Origin of the sequence: Enterococcus sp. DIV1067f (genome assembly GCF_050543505.1) — a bacterium.
Taxonomy (GTDB): Bacteria; Bacillota; Bacilli; order Lactobacillales; family Enterococcaceae; genus Enterococcus_D; species Enterococcus_D entomosocium.
In genome coordinates, this window is record NZ_CP172940.1 from 1,592,744 (window position 1) to 1,612,241 (window position 19,498).

The following is a 19,498-nucleotide window of genomic DNA, read 5'->3' on the forward strand; positions in this document are numbered from 1 at the left end:
ATATGAGATTATATGTAAGTAGTATTGTAAATGATACAAAACCTGATGCAACACTGATTAAAGCAATTTCTGCAACAATTTTACAAGAATTAGTAGATATCTCTTTAGAAGAACTTGCAATAGAATTAACTCAAAAAGGAAAAACAGTGGTGTTAGCTGAATTATCGGAACAAAAATTATCAAAATATACACCAATTGTTGGTCAAGAGTTAGTAATGCTTGATTTTGATAACAAAGATGGAAATAGTATCTATACCATTGACGATTTAGAACAAGATATATTTATGCAAAATAATGCTTGTTTTATCTATCAAACCTTTAGTGATGCTGATTCAAAGGTTGATAAATTTAGAGTAGTATTTCATCTTGATAGGTTGATTACTTCAAATAATGAAATAGAAGAAATTTATCAAGAGCTATTTAAAAAATATCCGCAAGCTGATGGTAGCGTTGGGCAAACGAGCAGAATATTTTTCGGAAGCAATAGTGGATTTGAGGTCATTGACTGGGGGAATCGGTTAGATACTACTGATTTGTTAGAGGGAAGAAAAACAATTATTCCTAGAGGCTTAGAAGCTATACGTGGCGAAATAATTGATGAATCGATATCGAATTATGAATTATTAAAGTTAGGCAGATACGACATTGTGAAAGCCAAACTTGGGGATAATTACAGTGGGGTTTTTCCTGATGAATATAGTGCTGTCAATCATTTTTGCTCACTGGATTTAAGAGAATTATTAGAATTGCCAGAAGATAACCCATTTATAGATATTCTACACGATGAGGAGAACCCTAGTGCAAGTATTTATTTTTCTGAAGCAACAGGCAGTTACTTTTATAAATGTTTCAGTGAAAATAACCAGATAACTACTGACATTAAGGGATTACTTTGTAAATTTCTGAAAAAAGACAATTTTGAAGTGATTCAACTGTTGACTTACATCACAAATTCAAAAATTACTATGGATTCTGACCTAGGTAAAATGAAATTGAATGCTAACTTATTTAAAAAGGAATTGTTGAATGGGAAAATAGCGGAAAAATATCCCGAACTATATTTTTATTTGAAGAAATATATTCTTGAAATTCCACTTGTGCTTGAATATATGTTTGATTACGTTTATGAGGATTCTGAGGGTAATTTGAAAATCCAAAATTATTATAGTATTGAAACGTTGACGAAAATGTTATCAAGAAGTTTGAATAAGAGAATTTCTATAAATAAAACAAAACGTATTCTGAATGTGATTGTAGTAACAGAAATCATTCAAAAAGTTCCGGAAGAATTGATTGCAGAAGAAATATACAATCGAGTGATTTTAGAACAAAAACAGGATGATAACAAAGTAAGAACCAGCAATATATATCAGCCCAATTTACTTGTAGAAGAGCATAAAGATTATATGGGAGAAATTGGGAAAATTTTAAAACGTAACAATGTCACTATTGATAGTTTAGGTTATGAATTGATTTATCGATTGTTTGGGGAAGAAAAAGCAAATCGAGATTTTCCTCAATCTTATAAACCTTTGGTAAATAAAGGCTTGATAAAAATGAGTAGACAAGACACAAATCTAACAAATAAAAGTATTCAATTAGAAAAATCAATCGTAAAAATCTTGATGAAAGAGTTGGATTCTAAAGGATATATGTTTGAAAAAGAACTCATATCTAAATTGGCTAGAAATAAAAAGCAAAAGATAGCTAGTATTCGTCCACAGTATAATAAGGTTAGAGCAGATATTATAAATAAATATTCTTTAAAACGAACAAAGTTAACTAAGGGATTACATCAAGAATTAGGATTAACAGAGCAATATTCTTCTAAGGTAATATTCTATAAGTAATAAATGAAGTATAAAAAGTGCGTATTGAAAGTAAGAAATTGATGATAAAAGGATAGTAAATTCAAGGGTTATTTGAGGGTAGGCAAATATGATACTAGATATAATATCTTATGGAGGGTCATATTTACCTACCCTAAAATATCTCCCCTTTTTCTAGAAGAAAATAAATGAAAAATACACTTTTGATACGCATTTTTTATAAAAATCTCTAGGCTCATATTTACCGACCTTAAAATTTTTGCCTTTTTTCTAGGAGGATTTGAATGAAAATCTCACTTTTAATACGCACTTTTTGTTATTGGAAATAAGCATGTCTCTAAATTACTTACTTATTAGAATATTTGAATAGGTTTAGTAAAATAGCGAAAGTTTGCTGCTTAGAATTTAACATATAACAAAACAGTGATAATTATTCATGGATTGTAATTTAAAAATCTTTTGAGAAAATCATCTATAAACATCATCAAAACAAGAATATGTCATAAACTATATAATTTATTCCGAACTATAATTATTATATTAAAATAACTTGTGATTCGTTTTGGCTAGCCTGTTTTATTCCCACGGAGTGTTGAAAATTATTTTCGATAAATTATACACAAAGAATTAAAATCGCTTAGAACGCATTTTAGGCAGCATAGGATTGATTTTAAATATAGAGCAAATACTTCAAAGCCTTTAAATACTAAAATTATTTTTATTCATTGTTAAATTGGAAACTAATAGATTTTAGTTGTGCTAGATTTAGACTTTTAGAATATACATATAAACATTGATATATAAGCGTTCAATCAGTATTTAGTTAAATTATAAATGCAAAAACCTCTCTCAGATGAAAGATAGTGGTTAATTCCCCACAAAAATTTTTTCATTGCATCTGATAGGTGTTTTTTGAAAAATAGATATAAAAATCGTTGATGTTACAATAATCTTGTATTATTGTCAACAAGTAGGAAACCCTTGATTTTATTGACTTTTTTTAAGGTCATTTTTTAAGTGATACTTGACGATAATTTCGGGATAGAGCGGAACTATTAGAAGTGGTATCTAAAATTATCTTAGAGTTGAATTAGGAGCAGAATTCACATTTGTCTTCTAATTCAATGGTTGATAAAATTTAAAATGTTGCAGTACTTACGCTTATTTTTAAAACAAAAGCAAATTGAGAGTCTTGGAAATAACTAAAAATTCATGAATTAGGTTATTCAGATAAAATCATTCCACTTATTAGGATTTTATCTAAATGACTATTTTTTCTAATAAATAAAAAAATACTGTCGGTATTAAAATTCATGGAAATATATTGTTGAACGTTACTAACCTATACTTGTGTAATCATTAATCTAATTCTACAAAAATTGACTATACCAATGTTTCAAGAAAATAGAACAATCGTTTATAAGTCGTTTTCCTTTGTTAGTAATTATAGAAAAGTTCGTTATTTGGAGTGTAAACCATATTTTAAATTATTATTTAACATTAATTTTTTCTTAATTTGAAAGCTCTTTACTATTTATTAAACTGGATAAAACTTGATTCTTACGTATGTTTTTTTCAATATTGATTAGCAGATATTTTTTTGGTGTACATGGCTTAGTACATATATTTATATGAAAGATGCTTTTTGTTCTTATTTGTTCAAATCTAATCTTTATTTAAATTATTAAAATATTAGTTGCAATGGCATTTGTTTTTATAGGGGAATTTGACAGTAGTGCTTTAAACCTTTGATTTTTCTAAGCTTTATTTGTATAAAATAATACGATGGATTTGAACATCATCTTAGACAATGAATTTGAATCATCAATATTTAATTGAGTCTTGGATACTTTTTAGAACAATAGATATTTAAATAATCAGATGCTTTTAAGTCATAAAACAACAAATTAATACAATCGTTATCCCTTTTTTCGAAATAAAATCGAATGTTCGGATAATCACTCACCAATATTATATTGTAAACTATTTTTGTAACAATACTATTTAAATTTGGAGGGTATTAGAACAATGAAAAAAAAAATATTAGCGACAACTTTTTTATCAACTTTGTTGTTAGTAGGTAGTAACCCGCTTTTATCAAATGCAACAGAATTAAGTAGTGAAAAAGAAGTTCCTGTAGAAATTCAAGAAGGTATAGTAGATATAAGTTTTAACGAGGGAACAACAAGTAAAGTTGATTTTCAATTATCTGATTTCGACGTAAACTCAGGTGTTCGAAAACAAACGAAACCCTTGAAGGCAGTAGCTACCGTGAATAACACAAAATCAGAGGATGTTAGTGTAAATATTTTTGCGGAACTGGACAATTATAGTATTGGGTTGGAAATTAAACCTTCAAATCCATACATGCAAGCAGATAGGGTACAAAGAATGTCCTCTAAGCAAATTGAGAAAGATTTCGATGTTACGCTTGATGCTGATACTTATGTTTGGAGTAATAATGGAAGTAATAGTGCGAATATTATTTTAAAAGCTCAAGAAGGACCCAATCCTTAGTAATATAATTTTAATTAGAATTGAGAAATAGTTAACAAGTAAATTTATAGACTATGGTCCATCTTTAATAGAGAAAAAAAGTTTAAGTTTGCAAATTTTTACAAAATGAGTTAGATTGCTATACAGTGAATCAAAACGAATGTAGTTTAATTGGACAGCACATAGAATATTGAAGAAGAAGTAACACTAATCGAATCAATAACAATTTCTGTTTTTGATTATTGAATTAGTGTTCCTTCTTTTGTTCTTTTCATTTAGATGAAAAAATTAGCCATTAATCTGGTCACTATCTTTGTGAATTCTAGAGTTAAACGAGATTTCTACAACGTCTGATGTTTGATAATAGTATTTCTAATATTAAACACAATTATGAATAGCTAAAAAGATTTGCTGAAAAAATCACATAGTGTAACGTGATAAATAATACATTTAATAAAAATAATAAGATTTATATGATAATGATTATAATGATTCCTTATTTTCAAATGGTTTGTAATATATTGCATTCTTAAATATAACTAATGTGATTTTAACGCTGTGAAATCGTTATGTAAAATCGTGAAATAAGTATACAGATAATTAAACAAAAGCTTAATAATACAGTCTCTTTTAAATAAAGGTTGGTAAAATGAATGGAATATATAATGAATACTTTTAGCAGTCACTATCTAACAAGAAAGCAAAATGAAAAGTTGAAATTATTTACGGTTGTAGTAACAGAAAAATATATTTCATTGAATAAATTAAGTGAAATATTAAACATAACAATGTATCAAACAAAAATATTATTGGTTGAATTAGAAGAGAATGTTGGACAATTGGAGTATGATTTTTCATCATTGTTTTTTCAAGAAAAAAATACTATAGGATTAATCGAAGGATTTAGTCAAGAACTTTTACTGAATGTGTTTGTTAATCTTAAGAAAAAGTTTTTTGATGAATCACCTTTTTTTCGTTTATTGCTCTATTTATTAAAATATCGCAAGACACGTGTGGTAGATATTTCAGAAAAATTAATGTTTAGTAAATCATATAGCTATAAATTGATTAGCCGTTTAAGAGATATTTTTGAATCACAAAGAATTCCAATCACTATAAACAGCGATTTCGAATCAATTTCCTTGGAAGGTAATGAGAAGTATATAAGAACTTATCATTATTTAGTACAAGTGATGGCATATAATGTTTTTGCTGATAGACAAACAAGGGTGAATATCGACTTAGTTGGTGAAAATTATAAAAGTCTACAAACTACAAAAGTGAAACATGAAATTCTTTTATCAATCCTAGAAAATGCCGTTTCTCGTGGGTATTTAATTCAAGATATAGATAAAAAATCCCTCGAAATATTTAATATTATGAAGGAATTATATGAAGATATTTCATTAACAAAATTAATTCCAATTAATAATATGGAAGAAAAAGAAAACGAGCTTGCTTTTTTTTATTTTTGCAGACAGCTTTTAATTCCAGAAACTACAAGTAAAAGAGACAAAGTTTTTTTAGGGGAGAAATTTAAATCTATAAAAGGTAACAAAATAGTTGATTTCTCAGTTGCTGTTTTAGAGGCATTGTCGGAGAAGTTTCATATAAAATATGACGTTGAAAATATTATTTTATATGAATGTATTATTAATACTTGGGCTTATCAAAATATTTATTTTGAAAATCTAAATGGCACCACTAGTCAATATAGTAATGATAACAGAATTCATGAAGTTCAAAATATTATTTTAAATACAGTCTTAAATTTCGAATTACAAGTTGGAGATAAAGAACTTTTTGCAAATAAATTATCCCACATCTTATCTTATTTTTTACCTGTTCAAAATAAAGAAACTGTGGTTATTGCCATATCTATGCTACATCATCCTGAATATGTACCTGTTATTCAAAATAAATTGCTTGCAATTTTCAATGAGAAAATCATTAAATTTAGTTCTAATCATAATGAAGCAGATATATTAGTCTCGGATGGTATTCTAAACCATGACAATTCGCAGGATTTTGCTTTTTTTAGGGATATACATAATAAGGACCATTGGGATAATTTAAATTCAGTGGTTCAAGCAAGAATTATATCAAAACTAGGATAATATATTTAGACTAAATACAAACTTAAAAATATGTGCAGGATTAGGAAATAACATCTTTATGGTACAAACTCATATATCTGAAAAAAATCTAAAATTTGAAGAATTCATTGAGTTCAAAAGACATGGAAGAATAACTTTGTTTTTACATTAAATACTGACAACTTACAATTTTCTATTTAAGAGTACGCAAAAAAGATTATAATTCTCTAATATTTAAATATTATAAATAAAAGAAGATAAGTGTCCAATATAAAGGTGGAGTATTATAAATGTGAGATAATTCCCAAAGGAGATTAAAGTGGTTTTAGTTAACATTTGTCATTTAAACTATAGAATATAGATTCTACCAAGTTAGAAGGATGTGAATTACTTAAAAGTATAAATTGGAGATGTGGTTAATGTGAAAAGCATGGGGAATAATTATGTGCAGAGATTAAGAAAATAGCTTCTATTAATCATATTAAAATATTTTTTCATTAAAACAAATTTTATATTTTAAATCTAGGTTACCAAAAGAAAGTTGGGGGAAATTGTTAGTAAGTAGAAACAGATATAGAAAAGTCATGAATAATAGTAGATTTCTCGAGTATCATTTTCAGACAATAAATGACAATACAAGTGAAAATTTACTCAGGGAATGTGACTTGAATAACTTGAAATATCTAGTTGAAAATAATGTTCGTGAAACAGTGAATGAATCTAAGAAAAAATCAGTCTTTATGAAAAAAGTGAAAATAGCTAGGAAAAATAGAGCGGATTTTATTTTATTAGAAAAAACCTGTGAGATAATAGCAAACAATATAGAAAATCGTCCCTTTAATTAGATAGTAGTATTGGTAAAGGAGAATCAATATGAATACTATTTTTATGTTTTTACAAAAAAGTAAAATAATATTTCTTAATTGCTGCATACTATTTGTGTTAATAATTTTCGGCACACAAAGTTTAGCTAATGAAATTAAAGATGAGATAAACATTGAGGCTGATGAAGTTACTTTATCATTGAACGATTTAGACTTTTCAACTAGAACAGTAAAACAAATTGAAACTGTGAAGATAAAATATGATGTAAATTCTTCTTTAGATTATTCATTGGTAATATCCACTGAAGGTAAGGGGCTTACTGCTAGGTTTATAGGTACTTTAAGCAATACCTATTCTGGAATCCTTTTACCAACATCAAACCAAGGAGAAGTATATTTAAATTATGAAGTCGTTTTGAGCATGGATGAATATGAACATTCACCAGAGAATGAAACTGCCATTACATTTACTTTTGTGAAAAAAAATGTAGATAGTTTTGATGATATTTCAGAGTTTGAAAATGACAAAACAAGTAGCTCTCTTGATGAAAACACTTTGAGCAATAATAAAAAGGACGATAACTCAACTAGTTCATCTGGGGAAATTATTGATGAAAAACCAGATGATTCAGATGTTAAGGATATGAGCGAAAGTGAAAATGATGAAAGTAACTTAGATGAAGAAGATAACAATGACAATCAAAATATATCAGACCAAGATAATTCTGGTGAAAATTCATAAGATAGGTTTCTTGAATTTTATCATTATTAAATGAATCAAAAGAAGTAAATGTATTAATGAATAACGCTATGAGAGGTTATTATCCCTTTTTTTTGAGATTGCGAAAATATTAGATAAGATAGCTTAGAGATTTCCTGTATAATTTTAATTGTAATAGATTTCACAATTACAAAATTAGGAGGATACATTAATGAAAAAAACTCTTTTAGCATCAACAGCAATACTTGTTCTATCAGCAATCGGATTTACGAATACAGTTCACGCAACTGAGGAGTCAACAAAGGCAGTAAACGTTGAAGAAGGTCGAGTAAGCGGAAGTCTTGCATTAACTAATCCAGATGTTACTTCTGTAGATTTCGATTTTGCACAAATTGATTTCGAGAATGAAAAGCCACTTAACCCTGAAACATTTTCTGTTACGTATGATATCCAAAATAGAACTTTTGCAAATATTGCAGGGCGTTTCACAATAGACGTATCAACTGATGGTGCTGGTTTAGATGCAGCCTTTGTGAATGCAGGTGATTCAAATATTTCTGAAACAAATAGCGGAACTAGAAATACAGGTGATGTTATTATTGAAGCTACTCTTGACCCAACATTGTATAATGCCTCGGATTCAGATTCGTATAAGATTACAGTAAGTTTAATTGATTCTACCACAGTAACGCCCTGAGGATTGAAATGATTAATACAACAAAGATATAAGAAAACAGGAGTCATGATGGAAAATAAAAGTAAAATGAGAAAACGCGTTTTTGTTAACGTGTTTTCTCTTATATTCGTTTTAGTAATAGGTAGTTTATTTTACATACAGGAAGTTGTTGCTTCGGAGGATACTGATGCATCAATATTAATTGATGTTCATCCTAAAGAATATGAGTATAGAGATAGCTATATGCAATTTACTCCTGAACTTAACAACAATTATGAGTTTACAGCGACGATTACCAATATTGGTAATAAAGATTTAGACGTTAATGTATATCCATCAGTTGCTATATCGACGATGGCTGGAATAACTTATGTGGAAAATACAGAAAATCTAATGGATAAAGATTATGACTTTAGTAAGTATGTGAAGATAACTAATGATAACGGTGAATTAAAAGATGGTATAGTCCAAGTCAAGGCTAATCAAAGTGAAGATATATCCGTTGTTGTTAACTTAAACAAAGAACTTGATGGAGAAATTCTAGGTGGTTTAAATTTTTCTCAAACACTGAGTGAGCAAAAAAACGAGAATTCTGCAGATATTGTCCATGTTTATGAAAAGGTAGTCTTGTTTCGCCTCAAAATGAATGAGTTAGATTCTGAAAAAGAGCAAGACTATGGTGAATTTGAATTTATCAATTCACAGAATTCTATAGTTTTAAGTTTCTCTGTAATTAATAATAATCCCATAGTGGAATATGCAGAAAGTGGTCCCTACAAAGTCATTAACCCAAAAGGAGATATAATTTCAGAAGGTGAATTTGAAGAAGAAGTACTTACTTTAACTCCTGTTACAAAAACGAAATTAAACATTCCCTTAGTTAGTGATGCGGAATTAATGTCTGGAGAATATCAGTTCATAATAACTGTTGATGGTGAAGAAAAAATTACTAAATTTAATTACACAAAGGAAGAATTGGAAGAAATATCAAAGCAAGTAGAAGATTCAAATAATGTAGTTGTAAGTCAAGACTCAAACATATGGGTAATTGTTTTATTAACAGCAATCGTTGCTCTTCTTATTATCACCATTATTTTGCTGTATCGCAAACAAAAAAAGTCTGAATAATAAATATTCAGACTTTTTTTTTGTCAACTTTTTATTTTATTATGTTTTGTTTAAAATCATAAAAATGAGGATAATCCATAGGTTGTTTATAGTGTTATAGTATTTAAGAAGATAATTTTTATAGATTGGATGATAAAGATATATGGATTGTTGAAATTTAATTGTATAGCTGCTTTTTTTTAGTAGTGGAGTGTATGTGCCTAAGATGACAAATCTAATAATTATTTGAATCTTATATTCCTTACAAGCTTTAAGTTCTTTTTTGATAAGGAAATTACAATAATCGGAGGATTTGAAATGTATTACATTGAAAAAGTCTATAGCTTGTTCATAACAAAGAAGCAAGTAAACAAATTAATCATATTGAAGAAAACACTTATTAATGATGAGGTTTCTGTCAAAAGCTTATGTGAAGAACTGAATAAGAGTACCACACAAATTAAACATCTGGTTTTAGAAATAAATCATGATGCTGATAGATTTATTGAGGAAGATATTTTCTTTTTGAAAGAAAATGATGGCAAATTATACTTTGAATTAGCTTCAGATAATATGAAAAAAATTGAGGTTTTCGGAAAAATAAAAAAAATATATTTTAAATACTCTCAATATTATCAGTTGATAAATTACTTATTTAAACATCGTAAAACAAAGATTGTAGATATATCAGAAGATTTGATGTTCAGTGTTTCGTATTGTTACAAATTGCTCGAATATATAAAAAGGGTATTTACTACACAAAAGATTCCTATTTTCATAAAGAAGAATGCAGATTGGATACATATTTCAGGGGCTGAAGCGTGCATAAGAATGTATCACTATCTATTTGAATTGATGGCTTGCGATACTTATTTGAACAACAGTTTTATTTCAATTAAAGACCCTGTTTCTGAAAATTATGACGCGATGGATACAACAAGAGCAAAGCACCAACTAATGTTTTCTATAATGGAAAATGCAATATCTCAGGGGTATTTTGTGGAGAATGTGGAAAATCATGATTTGGAGCTTTTAAGCTGTATGGAAAATGTAGATGATAGTCTTCCAATTATAGAAAAGTTACCTCTTAAAAATACAGATACAATAAAAAAAGAGCTAGTGTATTACAGTTTTTGGGGATATATATTTATTCCTGAGTTCATTAGTGATGATGAAAAATGTAACAGAGGAAAAAAGTTAAAATCGCTTAATCATATTACCATTGTTGACTTTTCTGAAAAAGTAACTAACAAACTTCGTAATAAATATTTTGTAGACACTAAAACGCTAAATATTATCTTTTATGAGATTGTTATAAATACATGGAGTTACACTCATTTATTTACAGAGAATTTTTTGTCAAGAGAAATTCTAAGCAGTACTCAAAAAAGAATGACGGATATAGAACAAATAGTCTTAGAATCAGCAAATGAAACAGGTATCCTTGATGAAAAAGATATGATTTATATTAAGAAACTAACACAAATTATTGCATCCAATATTTTGTTTCAAGAGGATGATTTAATTTATATAGCAGTGACTGGAATTAATCAGCCAGAATATATCAACGTTGTTAAGAATATTTTGTCTAAAATGTACTCTCATAATTTTATCCAATTCACGACTAATGTTGTAAAAGCTGATATCGTAATATCAGATTGTGCTATAGGAAGTACATCAAAAGAAGTAAATGTTGTTTTTATGGATTGTATACAAAAAAAAGAGAATTGGGAGAGATTAAATTTACTAATCCAATCTCTTATCATGGAAAAATGTATATATAAAAATCTAACAATGATTGGAAAGTAAAATCAAGAATAAATATTGAAATAATAGAAACTATATAGGAGATGTTAAATTTGAAAACAAACAAACAAACATTAGAAAAAATCAGAAAAGCTAGAATGGTTAATGTAAGATTTTTTAGTGATAAAGCTGGAAATACTTTAGAACGAGCGTTGATAATAGATATGGACGAGAAAATAGAAGATGTAATGAATTACTTAGAAGAGTCTATAGACAATATAAATATTATCCACTATACAACAAAGGATATATACAGTATTGTAAATATTTCAGAATTAGAAGACATTCATGATTATGTTAAATTGGAACATTACTGGGGGGATGTGATATCCTACGTTATAGAATACAAAGATTGTTTTGGATTTACGGATGAGCTATGTCTAGTAGCAAACATTGATTGCGATAATAATGACTTGATTACTGCGGTAAGTAATCTTAATGAGAGTTTTGAAGTTGTTAATATATATGAATATAGAGATTGCTGGGTTAAAAGACCCTAAGAAATTTTACCTATCAATAGAATATGAATTTATATAGGCATAATTGTAGCAGCTTTTAATCTGTAAAATTTTTCTGATTTAGATAATTGAATTTGTAGAGTTATTATTGTAGATGTTGGTAGCACTTGTAAAAAATTATATAGGAGAGATTTCATGGTTTCTATAAATGATAAGCATTTAATTGACTTTATATATCATATGAATTCGTATTTAACATTTAATGAACTGAATGAATGGGCATCTAAATTGATAGAATGCTCAGATGAAATGATTGAATATGTTTTTTCTGATAAGGCGATTGACATCGTGCAGTTAAGTGATGAATATGAACAAAATTACTTAATGGAAGATTTTATCACTGTTGATGAATACTTATCTAAACATTATTCAAGTGCAATCTCTTTGTTACTACGCTTGCCAAATTTAAAAAATGAACTCATGGATAGTAAATATAATAGTAACAATAAAAGGTTTCAAATATATCAAGGAAATGGACATGTGGCAACTTATGCCCAACAAATTTTATATTCTTTATCCAATAAATATGATTTGATTTAATAACAAACGGATATCGAATTTATAATATGCGTTTCTGGAAGAATAAATACTTTTTACAAAAAGATATTGACAGGGGCATTAGTTTAAACTGGAGAAAAACTATATCAATAATGCGTTGGTTTGTCTAAAAAAGTTGTTGATAAACAAATTTAACTGTGTAAGATGGGGACCTATAAAAAAGTAATTCAAATCCGAAGTAATTCTAATTTTTTAACCAATATATTCATTTAAATACTGTTAAATCAATATATTTACTACGAAAGACTTGGATGAGCGTATGAGCTCCAGTCGTAACATTTTAGCGAAAGACCGTTTCGACCAGCCATCGTTCTTGTTTGAGAACCAATTCGCAATGCGTTGGTTCGCTGACTATTCGGAGAAGAAAAAGCTAATCAGGATTTTCCACAATCCTATAAACCACTTGTTGAACAGAAAAAAATAAAGATGAGTAAAACAGACATTAACCTAAGTCAAGCAAGTGAGAAGTTAGAAAAATCAGCAGTTAGTATAATTATGAGAGAGATTGAAGAAAAGGGTTATGTATACGAAAAGGATGTTATTTCTAAGGTAGATAAAGCAAGGAGATTAAAGGTTCGTGATAATACAGAAAGGTTCAAGAAACTAAGAGCTGATATATATAATAAATATGGATTAAACACGTGTAGACTAAATAAAGAACTGTATAATCAGTTAGGAATCAAGGAGAAGTATTCATCTAAGAATGTTATATATAAATTAAGTTAGTATATTAGACAGGTAGTATTTCTATCTGTCTTTTTTGTTAATAACCTATGATAGTAAAGGATTACTTCTATGTATTAAGAATATTATCTCTTTTTATATCACTTCAAAACTGCGTATTGAAAAAGAAAAATACGTATATTTTTCCCTAGAAAATACTGGCATAATTGATAGAAATCATTATACACATCTATAAGGATATTCCCTCTAGATGTGTATAATGGGAATGTCAAAAAAAGTCAATAGAATCTAGGGGGATTTACCTGTTTTCACATATATCTTTACGCAAAAATAACTTTACACTTGGTAGTAGTGTGATTGACATAGCTATAAAACGTTGATATACCAGTGTTCGTATTTTTGAGTTCCAGCAATATTGCTCTTTATATTTATTAGTATAACAAGTTAGCGATTTTTAATCATGAATTCTAGTCTGAATATATTTTGAGGAAAGCATCCCTAAACATCATCAAACCAATAATATATCTTTAATGATATATTTTATTGTGTATTAAATGTCCATGTGTATAAATAACGACAAAAGCGTTTTGAACAGTCTATCTTCATCCCTGAGTGTCTTGGAAATGATTTTCGATGAATTATACTTAAAAATTTATAATCGCTTAGAACGCAATTTAAGCAGCATAGAATTTATTTTGAATTTTAGCAAAGAAAGTACCATTGATTTTAGTAGTCAATAAGATTTGAGAAGTATTAATCTGTGATTTGACTATCAGAGTTCATTTTTTCAATTTCAACCATTTGTTGTTCATAAAATGGCGAGGTAGCTATTTTAATCTTTTTCTCTGTTGAAATCGTTAAAGATGAAATATAGTGAGGAGTTACTGCCACTTCAGCAGATGTTTCTGATAACGTAATTAATAATGATTGATTGTCGCCAAAAGTAGCATATTCCGAGACAATAGCAACTAAGCCATTTTTGTTCGTTAGTATAGACAAATACTTAGGTGCTTCGATAGTCCATCCAAATTGCATCTGGTGAGTGTTCATTTTGAGTCCCAACTTTCTATTTTTTATCGTTACTACAATACTAACATGAAAAACTCAAATATTATCAAATTACCTGTAAATATAACCAATTAATTGCTCTCTAAATACTTTGTAGTAATAACGACTTTAAATTCTAAATTAGAATTTAAAACATTAACAGCATCATGAAATTTTTATGTATTAGTGCTTAATAAATAACGTTATATACAATTTAAAAATATTTTAGATGTTAAGTGCTATCCTTAATAATGAAATTTGTAATGGCTAAAATTTTAAAAAGGAGTCGGAAAATGGATAAACAAAATTTAGACTGTCTTACAGACTTGAAGAAAAAACTATTAGGTAGCAATTATATTGATGATGAGAATAGTCCTATCAAAAATATACTCATGGCAAAGGAAAAACAATATTATCAAGATATTAAAGGAGTAGGAATAAATAGTGATTACTGCAGAGGTGATAGAGGTCATGTAGAAAATTATCGAGTAGTTAATGAAGTGTTTACACATCTGACGAACAATAAAACCATTGAACATACTGATGTATTGCACTCTTTTTGGCATACCTATAAAGCATTGATGCAATTAGAAAGACCAGATTTATTCAGACCTTCAGGTTCTTTAAAAGAGGGCAATGTTATACCTTTAGAAAAACCAGATAAAACGAATCCACCTGAAATTGATAATCGATTCCCACCGTATGATTCTGATAAGTATTTAGTTATTCACAAAAAATATATTAAATACTATCAGCATTATTTTCCAGAGTATTTACCCAATGAAGTTCCTAAAAAATACACATGGATAGATTTTCTACTATACAACAATGATAAATTTATTGAAGTGTATAAAAAGTATCCTAAACTAAAAGATTTTGCAAGATTAACCCACAGTATAGGAAATATTATTGTTGTTCCTAAAGGATTTAATAGAGGGCGAGGAGCGAATGACTATGGAGATTTTGCATTAAAAAGTTTAAAAACCTTTTTGGAAACATTTAACGCTTGGGAAGATTATGTAACGAGGTTTTATTTAGAGCCTTTCTTGAATGTAAATGAGAATCAGAGTGAAAAAAACTCTCCGGTTTCACTATGGACTGGTCACTTAGACGGCAATGCAGGTTCACTCCCTAAAAGTGACATAGTAATTAAAGATTTTTTAGCGAATGTGACGAGTTCTATCAAAGAAAGAGAAAATATTTTAATAGAAATAGTTAATGATAGATTTTCAAGCAAGAATATTTAAAAAGGTTGGTATATCAGCATTTCAGTGCATTTGAATTTTACATCTAATATAAATAACATCTCTCAGAGAAAAGTTAGGGGATAATTCCCCATCAAAATTTCTTTAATGAATCTGAGAGGTGTTTTTTCAAAAACAGGTTAAAAAATCGTTGATATTACAGTAGTTTTGTATTTCTGTAAACAAGTATAAAACTATTGATAATACTGACTTTTTTAGAGGTCATTTTTAAAGTGGTTTTTGATAATAATTTTGAGAAAAAATTTTCTTGAAATATATACAAAGAATTTTCTTTCATTTCTTTTTTGATAAGTGGGCATTAATTTTAATTTTTTCTTGGTATTAAAAGACTAACATAATATAATGGGAATGTAGATTTTTCAATTAAGGGTGTGAAAATTGTGGAAAAAATTTTTCTAGAAAGGATAAGAAGGTAACAAAGCAACAAAGCAACAGAAAAAATACAAGATGCGTTTAATCATAGACGTGAAGTAGAGGTTATTTCTGTAAAAATATCTAATTTTGCTTTAAAGAAAAAAGAGTAGATACATATTACAGAGTAGGTACTTATACCAAAGCTTAATTGTATAAGTAAAGGTTACTTTTAAATACCGTATGACAATTTCCTACTATATTATGCTGATAGACGAACGTTGGGGAAAACTATAAATAAAAGAAAACAATTTAATTATATGTTTACTGATTGCTGATTGAACAAGATTGATTTGATTGCTGTGATAAGTATTAGGTGATTTTTGAGAAATATATTCCATTCCAATCTACTTATTATTGAAAGCGTTACCTGAACCTGCGATAGTATTTATTGAAGGGTTGAATATAAATAACTGCTTTCCTGCTGTTGTTAATGAAAAAAATTGAATTTTGCTAGGGAAGTATTACTTAATCCTCGAAATAGTTTTAAAAATGAAGTTATTTAGAATATTAAAAAACTAATGATTTTGAAACGTTAAATGAACATTGCTTTGTAATTGTAACCGAAGAAATACTAAGAGAATTTTTGTAGTAAATATTTGGAAATATATTATTGACTATTGATTTTATAAATAGAAATTGATTTTAAATTTAATTAAATGCTAAATTGTTATTTTGATAAATTAATGTGTTTAAAATAGTTTGATTAAGAAAGGATGATTTTTTTGAAGAAGATTGATAAAGCTATATTAGATATAGATAATAATATATGTAAGAATATTGAGAAAAATCAAGATGATAGAGGTCATTTATCTCAAAATATATTAGCACAATTGAGGAATTTTATAGAACATATATCAATTAAGTATTATGTTGATTCGATTAGTGGAGACATAAGTGGTATTCCAGAGGATATGTACAATGAAATTAAAAAGGGGTTAAGTTTTATCAAAACTAATTCTAAACTATATTTCTTAGCTAAATTCCACCAAATGCTTCAAAAATCTGCTTCACATTATACAATGAGTGAAGAAAACTCGGAGCGTTTAATGCTAAAGTATTATGAATACCTTTTGAGAATAAAGAAAAATTTGAAAACAGATTTTAATTTAAATGTTCTTTCAAATATTGATAGGTTTCCAGTTAATTTAGATAATCAGTTGAGTGATTATTATAAAAAAATAGTTGATAAATTAGAAATGACTTCTATCTCTGAAATGTCTGAGGATAGATACTATATACAAAAAACAAAACCTTTTTTTATTGACAATGAAATCTATTATGAAATTACATTTAAGGAAGCAAATGATAAAACAAGTAAATTTGAAAGAAATATTGCGTTCACTAAACAAGATATCCTAGCAAATTATGCTGTAAAATTATCAATTAAGTATGATACGGTAGATATGTATGGTAAAAATATGCCAATTCTTATCATTAATGACTGGGAAGTTTCCATTCGACCTTGTGAATTAAATGTTTTTTGTGAAATTTTGAATAATTTCACAAAAATTCAATCAAATCATAGTGAATATAAAAGGTTAATGGAATTCATAAAAAAAAGTAGATTTAATATATTAGATATTCTTTTATTAGAGAAGAGTAGTTACGAAAAAGTAAAAGAATATGTGACTTCCAAATCAAAAAAAGTCTATTTATTTGAAACGCTTGATACATGTAGAGAAATTATTATTAATAATCGTCCTGGAAGCAATTTGCTTAGGTATCTTTCTTACAATCTAAATAATAAAATTATGAAGTTACAAAAAAATGTGTATGGAAATTATTGTGAAAGATTATCAAATTTGAGAGTAGAATATGGATGTATACCTTTTGATGATATGCCATTTGTCAGTTCACTAATACGTCATAATCCTAAGGTATATGATTTATTATGGTGTATAGATACAAATGGTAGAGAACATGAACTGTTGGCTAGAAAAATTCAAATCAATTCTCAAACTAATGGTAAACTATACACCTCAATTGACGAACTTGAATCTTTTGAAGATATCCAGTTGTTAATAGAGAAGTATAATTCCAATTTATATTGGAAGCATAGGGCAAATAGAGGGATAGGTAATGTTGGGAAAAACTACTATATCAAAGGTTTCGAAGATGATGTTATTAATATATTAAAGAAATTAAAAGAAATTTCGAAAGAAGGAATAGAGAATTATGGAAACTCAGTTGAATCTTGGTTAAACACAGGAAGCTATATTATTGATTGTAAGGATAAAAACCAAATTTTGAAGACGATGTTTTCTAATTCTAAGGTGTCTTTAATTTATGGTGCGGCAGGTACAGGAAAATCAACAATGATTAACCATGCTAGTAATTTTTTTGTACATCAAAAAAAATTACTGTTAGCTAATACAAATCCGGCAGTAGATAATCTGAAAAGGAAAGTTTCTGCTCCTAATTGTGAATTTAAAACTATTGCAAAATATTTATACTGCAAAGAGAACCAAGATTGTGATTTGCTGATAATAGACGAGTGTAGTACTGTTAGTAATTCTGATATGATTAAAATTTTATCAAAGGCAGATTTTAAATTGTTAATCCTTGTAGGTGATATTTATCAAATAGAATCAATTACTTTTGGAAATTGGTTTAAATTGGCAAAAGATAACGTTCCAAAAACGTCTGTGTTTGAATTGACAGAACCTTATAGAACAAAAGATAAGCCTTTATTAAACTTATGGACAAAAGTAAGAAAAAATGAAGATGATTTGATTGAATATCTGACTGCTAATAATTATTCCGTTAGACTAGATGAAAGTGTTTTTTTTAATGATGATTTAGATGAAATAATTTTGTGTTTAAATTATGATGGTTTATACGGAATAAATAATATTAATCGTTTTCTGCAAAGCAATAACTATAATAAATCAGTGAGCTGGGGAGTAGTATCATATAAAATTGGTGACCCTGTTCTATTTAATGAAACATCAAGATTTTCTCCAGTACTATTCAATAATTTAAAAGGTAAAATTTCTAATATTGAGAAATTAGATACTGAAATTATTTTTGATATTGAAATAGAGACGGTGATTAATGAGATTGATATTTCAGATTTGGATTTGGAACTGATTTCATCATCTAAAAATAGCTCAAGAGTTCGGTTAAGTGTTTATAAGTATCCAAATATGAGTGAGACTGATAATGATAGTGATGACACAGTTGTCCCATTCCAAATAGCTTATGCTATTTCTATCCATAAAGCTCAAGGCTTAGAGTTTAATTCAGTAAAATTAATAATAACAGATGAAGTTGATGAATTAATAACGCATAATATTTTTTATACAGCTATTACAAGGACAAAAAAAAATTTAAAAATATATTGGACTCCAGAAACAGAAAAGAAAGTAATAGAAAACATTAAGACAGCTAATGGTAACAAAGATGAATCGATTTTGAAAATAAAATTGAAATGATATTATTCAATCGGTATCAGAAA

13 protein-coding genes and 1 pseudogene are annotated in these 19,498 nt (G+C 27.6%); 13 read left to right on the top strand and 1 reads right to left on the bottom strand.

Annotated elements, in window-relative coordinates; all coding sequences use genetic code 11:
* Window positions 1–2: 2 nt before the first annotated feature.
* From IGJ42_RS07395 to IGJ42_RS07445, 11 genes and pseudogenes are all read left to right on the top strand, one after another.
* Window positions 3–1,850 (top strand): hypothetical protein, encoded by a 1,848-nt coding sequence (locus tag IGJ42_RS07395; RefSeq protein ID WP_086338170.1) that lies wholly within the window; start codon window positions 3–5, stop codon window positions 1,848–1,850.
* 2,007 nt (window positions 1,851–3,857) lie between these two features.
* Window positions 3,858–4,346 carry a hypothetical protein gene (locus IGJ42_RS07400; RefSeq protein ID WP_086338171.1) on the top strand — a complete coding sequence of 163 codons (489 nt, stop codon included), beginning with the start codon at window positions 3,858–3,860 and terminating at the stop codon, window positions 4,344–4,346.
* Window positions 4,347–4,978: 632 nt separating this feature from the next.
* Entirely contained in the window at window positions 4,979–6,442 is a 1,464-nt protein-coding gene (locus IGJ42_RS07405; RefSeq protein WP_430616066.1) for a helix-turn-helix domain-containing protein, read from the top strand.
* Between the two features lie 852 nt (window positions 6,443–7,294).
* Window positions 7,295–7,987 carry a hypothetical protein gene (locus IGJ42_RS07410; RefSeq protein ID WP_430616067.1) on the top strand — a complete coding sequence of 231 codons (693 nt, stop codon included), beginning with the start codon at window positions 7,295–7,297 and terminating at the stop codon, window positions 7,985–7,987.
* A gap of 190 nt (window positions 7,988–8,177) precedes the next feature.
* Complete coding sequence (locus IGJ42_RS07415) at window positions 8,178–8,663, top strand: hypothetical protein (protein WP_086338174.1); 486 nt, start codon at window positions 8,178–8,180, stop codon at window positions 8,661–8,663.
* 48 nt (window positions 8,664–8,711) lie between these two features.
* Complete coding sequence (locus tag IGJ42_RS07420) at window positions 8,712–9,770, top strand: WxL protein peptidoglycan domain-containing protein (protein ID WP_430616069.1); 1,059 nt, start codon at window positions 8,712–8,714, stop codon at window positions 9,768–9,770.
* Between the two features lie 297 nt (window positions 9,771–10,067).
* A complete protein-coding gene (locus IGJ42_RS07425; RefSeq protein WP_015509819.1) occupies window positions 10,068–11,558 on the top strand; it encodes a helix-turn-helix domain-containing protein in 1,491 nt (496 codons plus the stop codon).
* A gap of 41 nt (window positions 11,559–11,599) precedes the next feature.
* On the top strand, window positions 11,600–12,055 hold the full coding sequence (locus IGJ42_RS07430) for a hypothetical protein (RefSeq protein ID WP_086338176.1): 456 nt from the start codon (window positions 11,600–11,602) through the stop codon (window positions 12,053–12,055).
* Window positions 12,056–12,208: 153 nt separating this feature from the next.
* A complete protein-coding gene (locus tag IGJ42_RS07435) occupies window positions 12,209–12,613 on the top strand; it encodes a hypothetical protein (protein ID WP_086338177.1) in 405 nt (134 codons plus the stop codon).
* Between the two features lie 259 nt (window positions 12,614–12,872).
* Window positions 12,873–13,055, top strand: a pseudogene (locus tag IGJ42_RS07440) (hypothetical protein); the annotation flags it as partial.
* Between the two features lie 2 nt (window positions 13,056–13,057).
* Window positions 13,058–13,357, top strand: coding sequence for a hypothetical protein (locus IGJ42_RS07445; RefSeq protein WP_086338178.1), 300 nt, complete (start codon window positions 13,058–13,060; stop codon window positions 13,355–13,357).
* Between the two features lie 711 nt (window positions 13,358–14,068).
* On the opposite strand, the gene IGJ42_RS07450 is transcribed toward IGJ42_RS07445, so the two are convergent.
* Window positions 14,069–14,350, bottom strand: coding sequence for a hypothetical protein (locus tag IGJ42_RS07450; RefSeq protein ID WP_229080291.1), 282 nt, complete (start codon window positions 14,348–14,350; stop codon window positions 14,069–14,071).
* Window positions 14,351–14,655: 305 nt separating this feature from the next.
* Here IGJ42_RS07450 and IGJ42_RS07455 point away from each other — a divergent pair, with 305 nt between their 5' ends.
* The gene (locus IGJ42_RS07455; protein ID WP_428220284.1) at window positions 14,656–15,609 is read left to right on the top strand and encodes a hypothetical protein; all 954 of its coding nucleotides are present in this window, start codon (window positions 14,656–14,658) and stop codon (window positions 15,607–15,609) included.
* Between the two features lie 1,145 nt (window positions 15,610–16,754).
* Window positions 16,755–19,475, top strand: a complete 2,721-nt coding sequence (locus IGJ42_RS07460) for an ATP-dependent DNA helicase (protein ID WP_428220283.1) — start codon at window positions 16,755–16,757, stop codon at window positions 19,473–19,475.
* The last annotated feature ends 23 nt before the right edge of the window (window positions 19,476–19,498 follow it).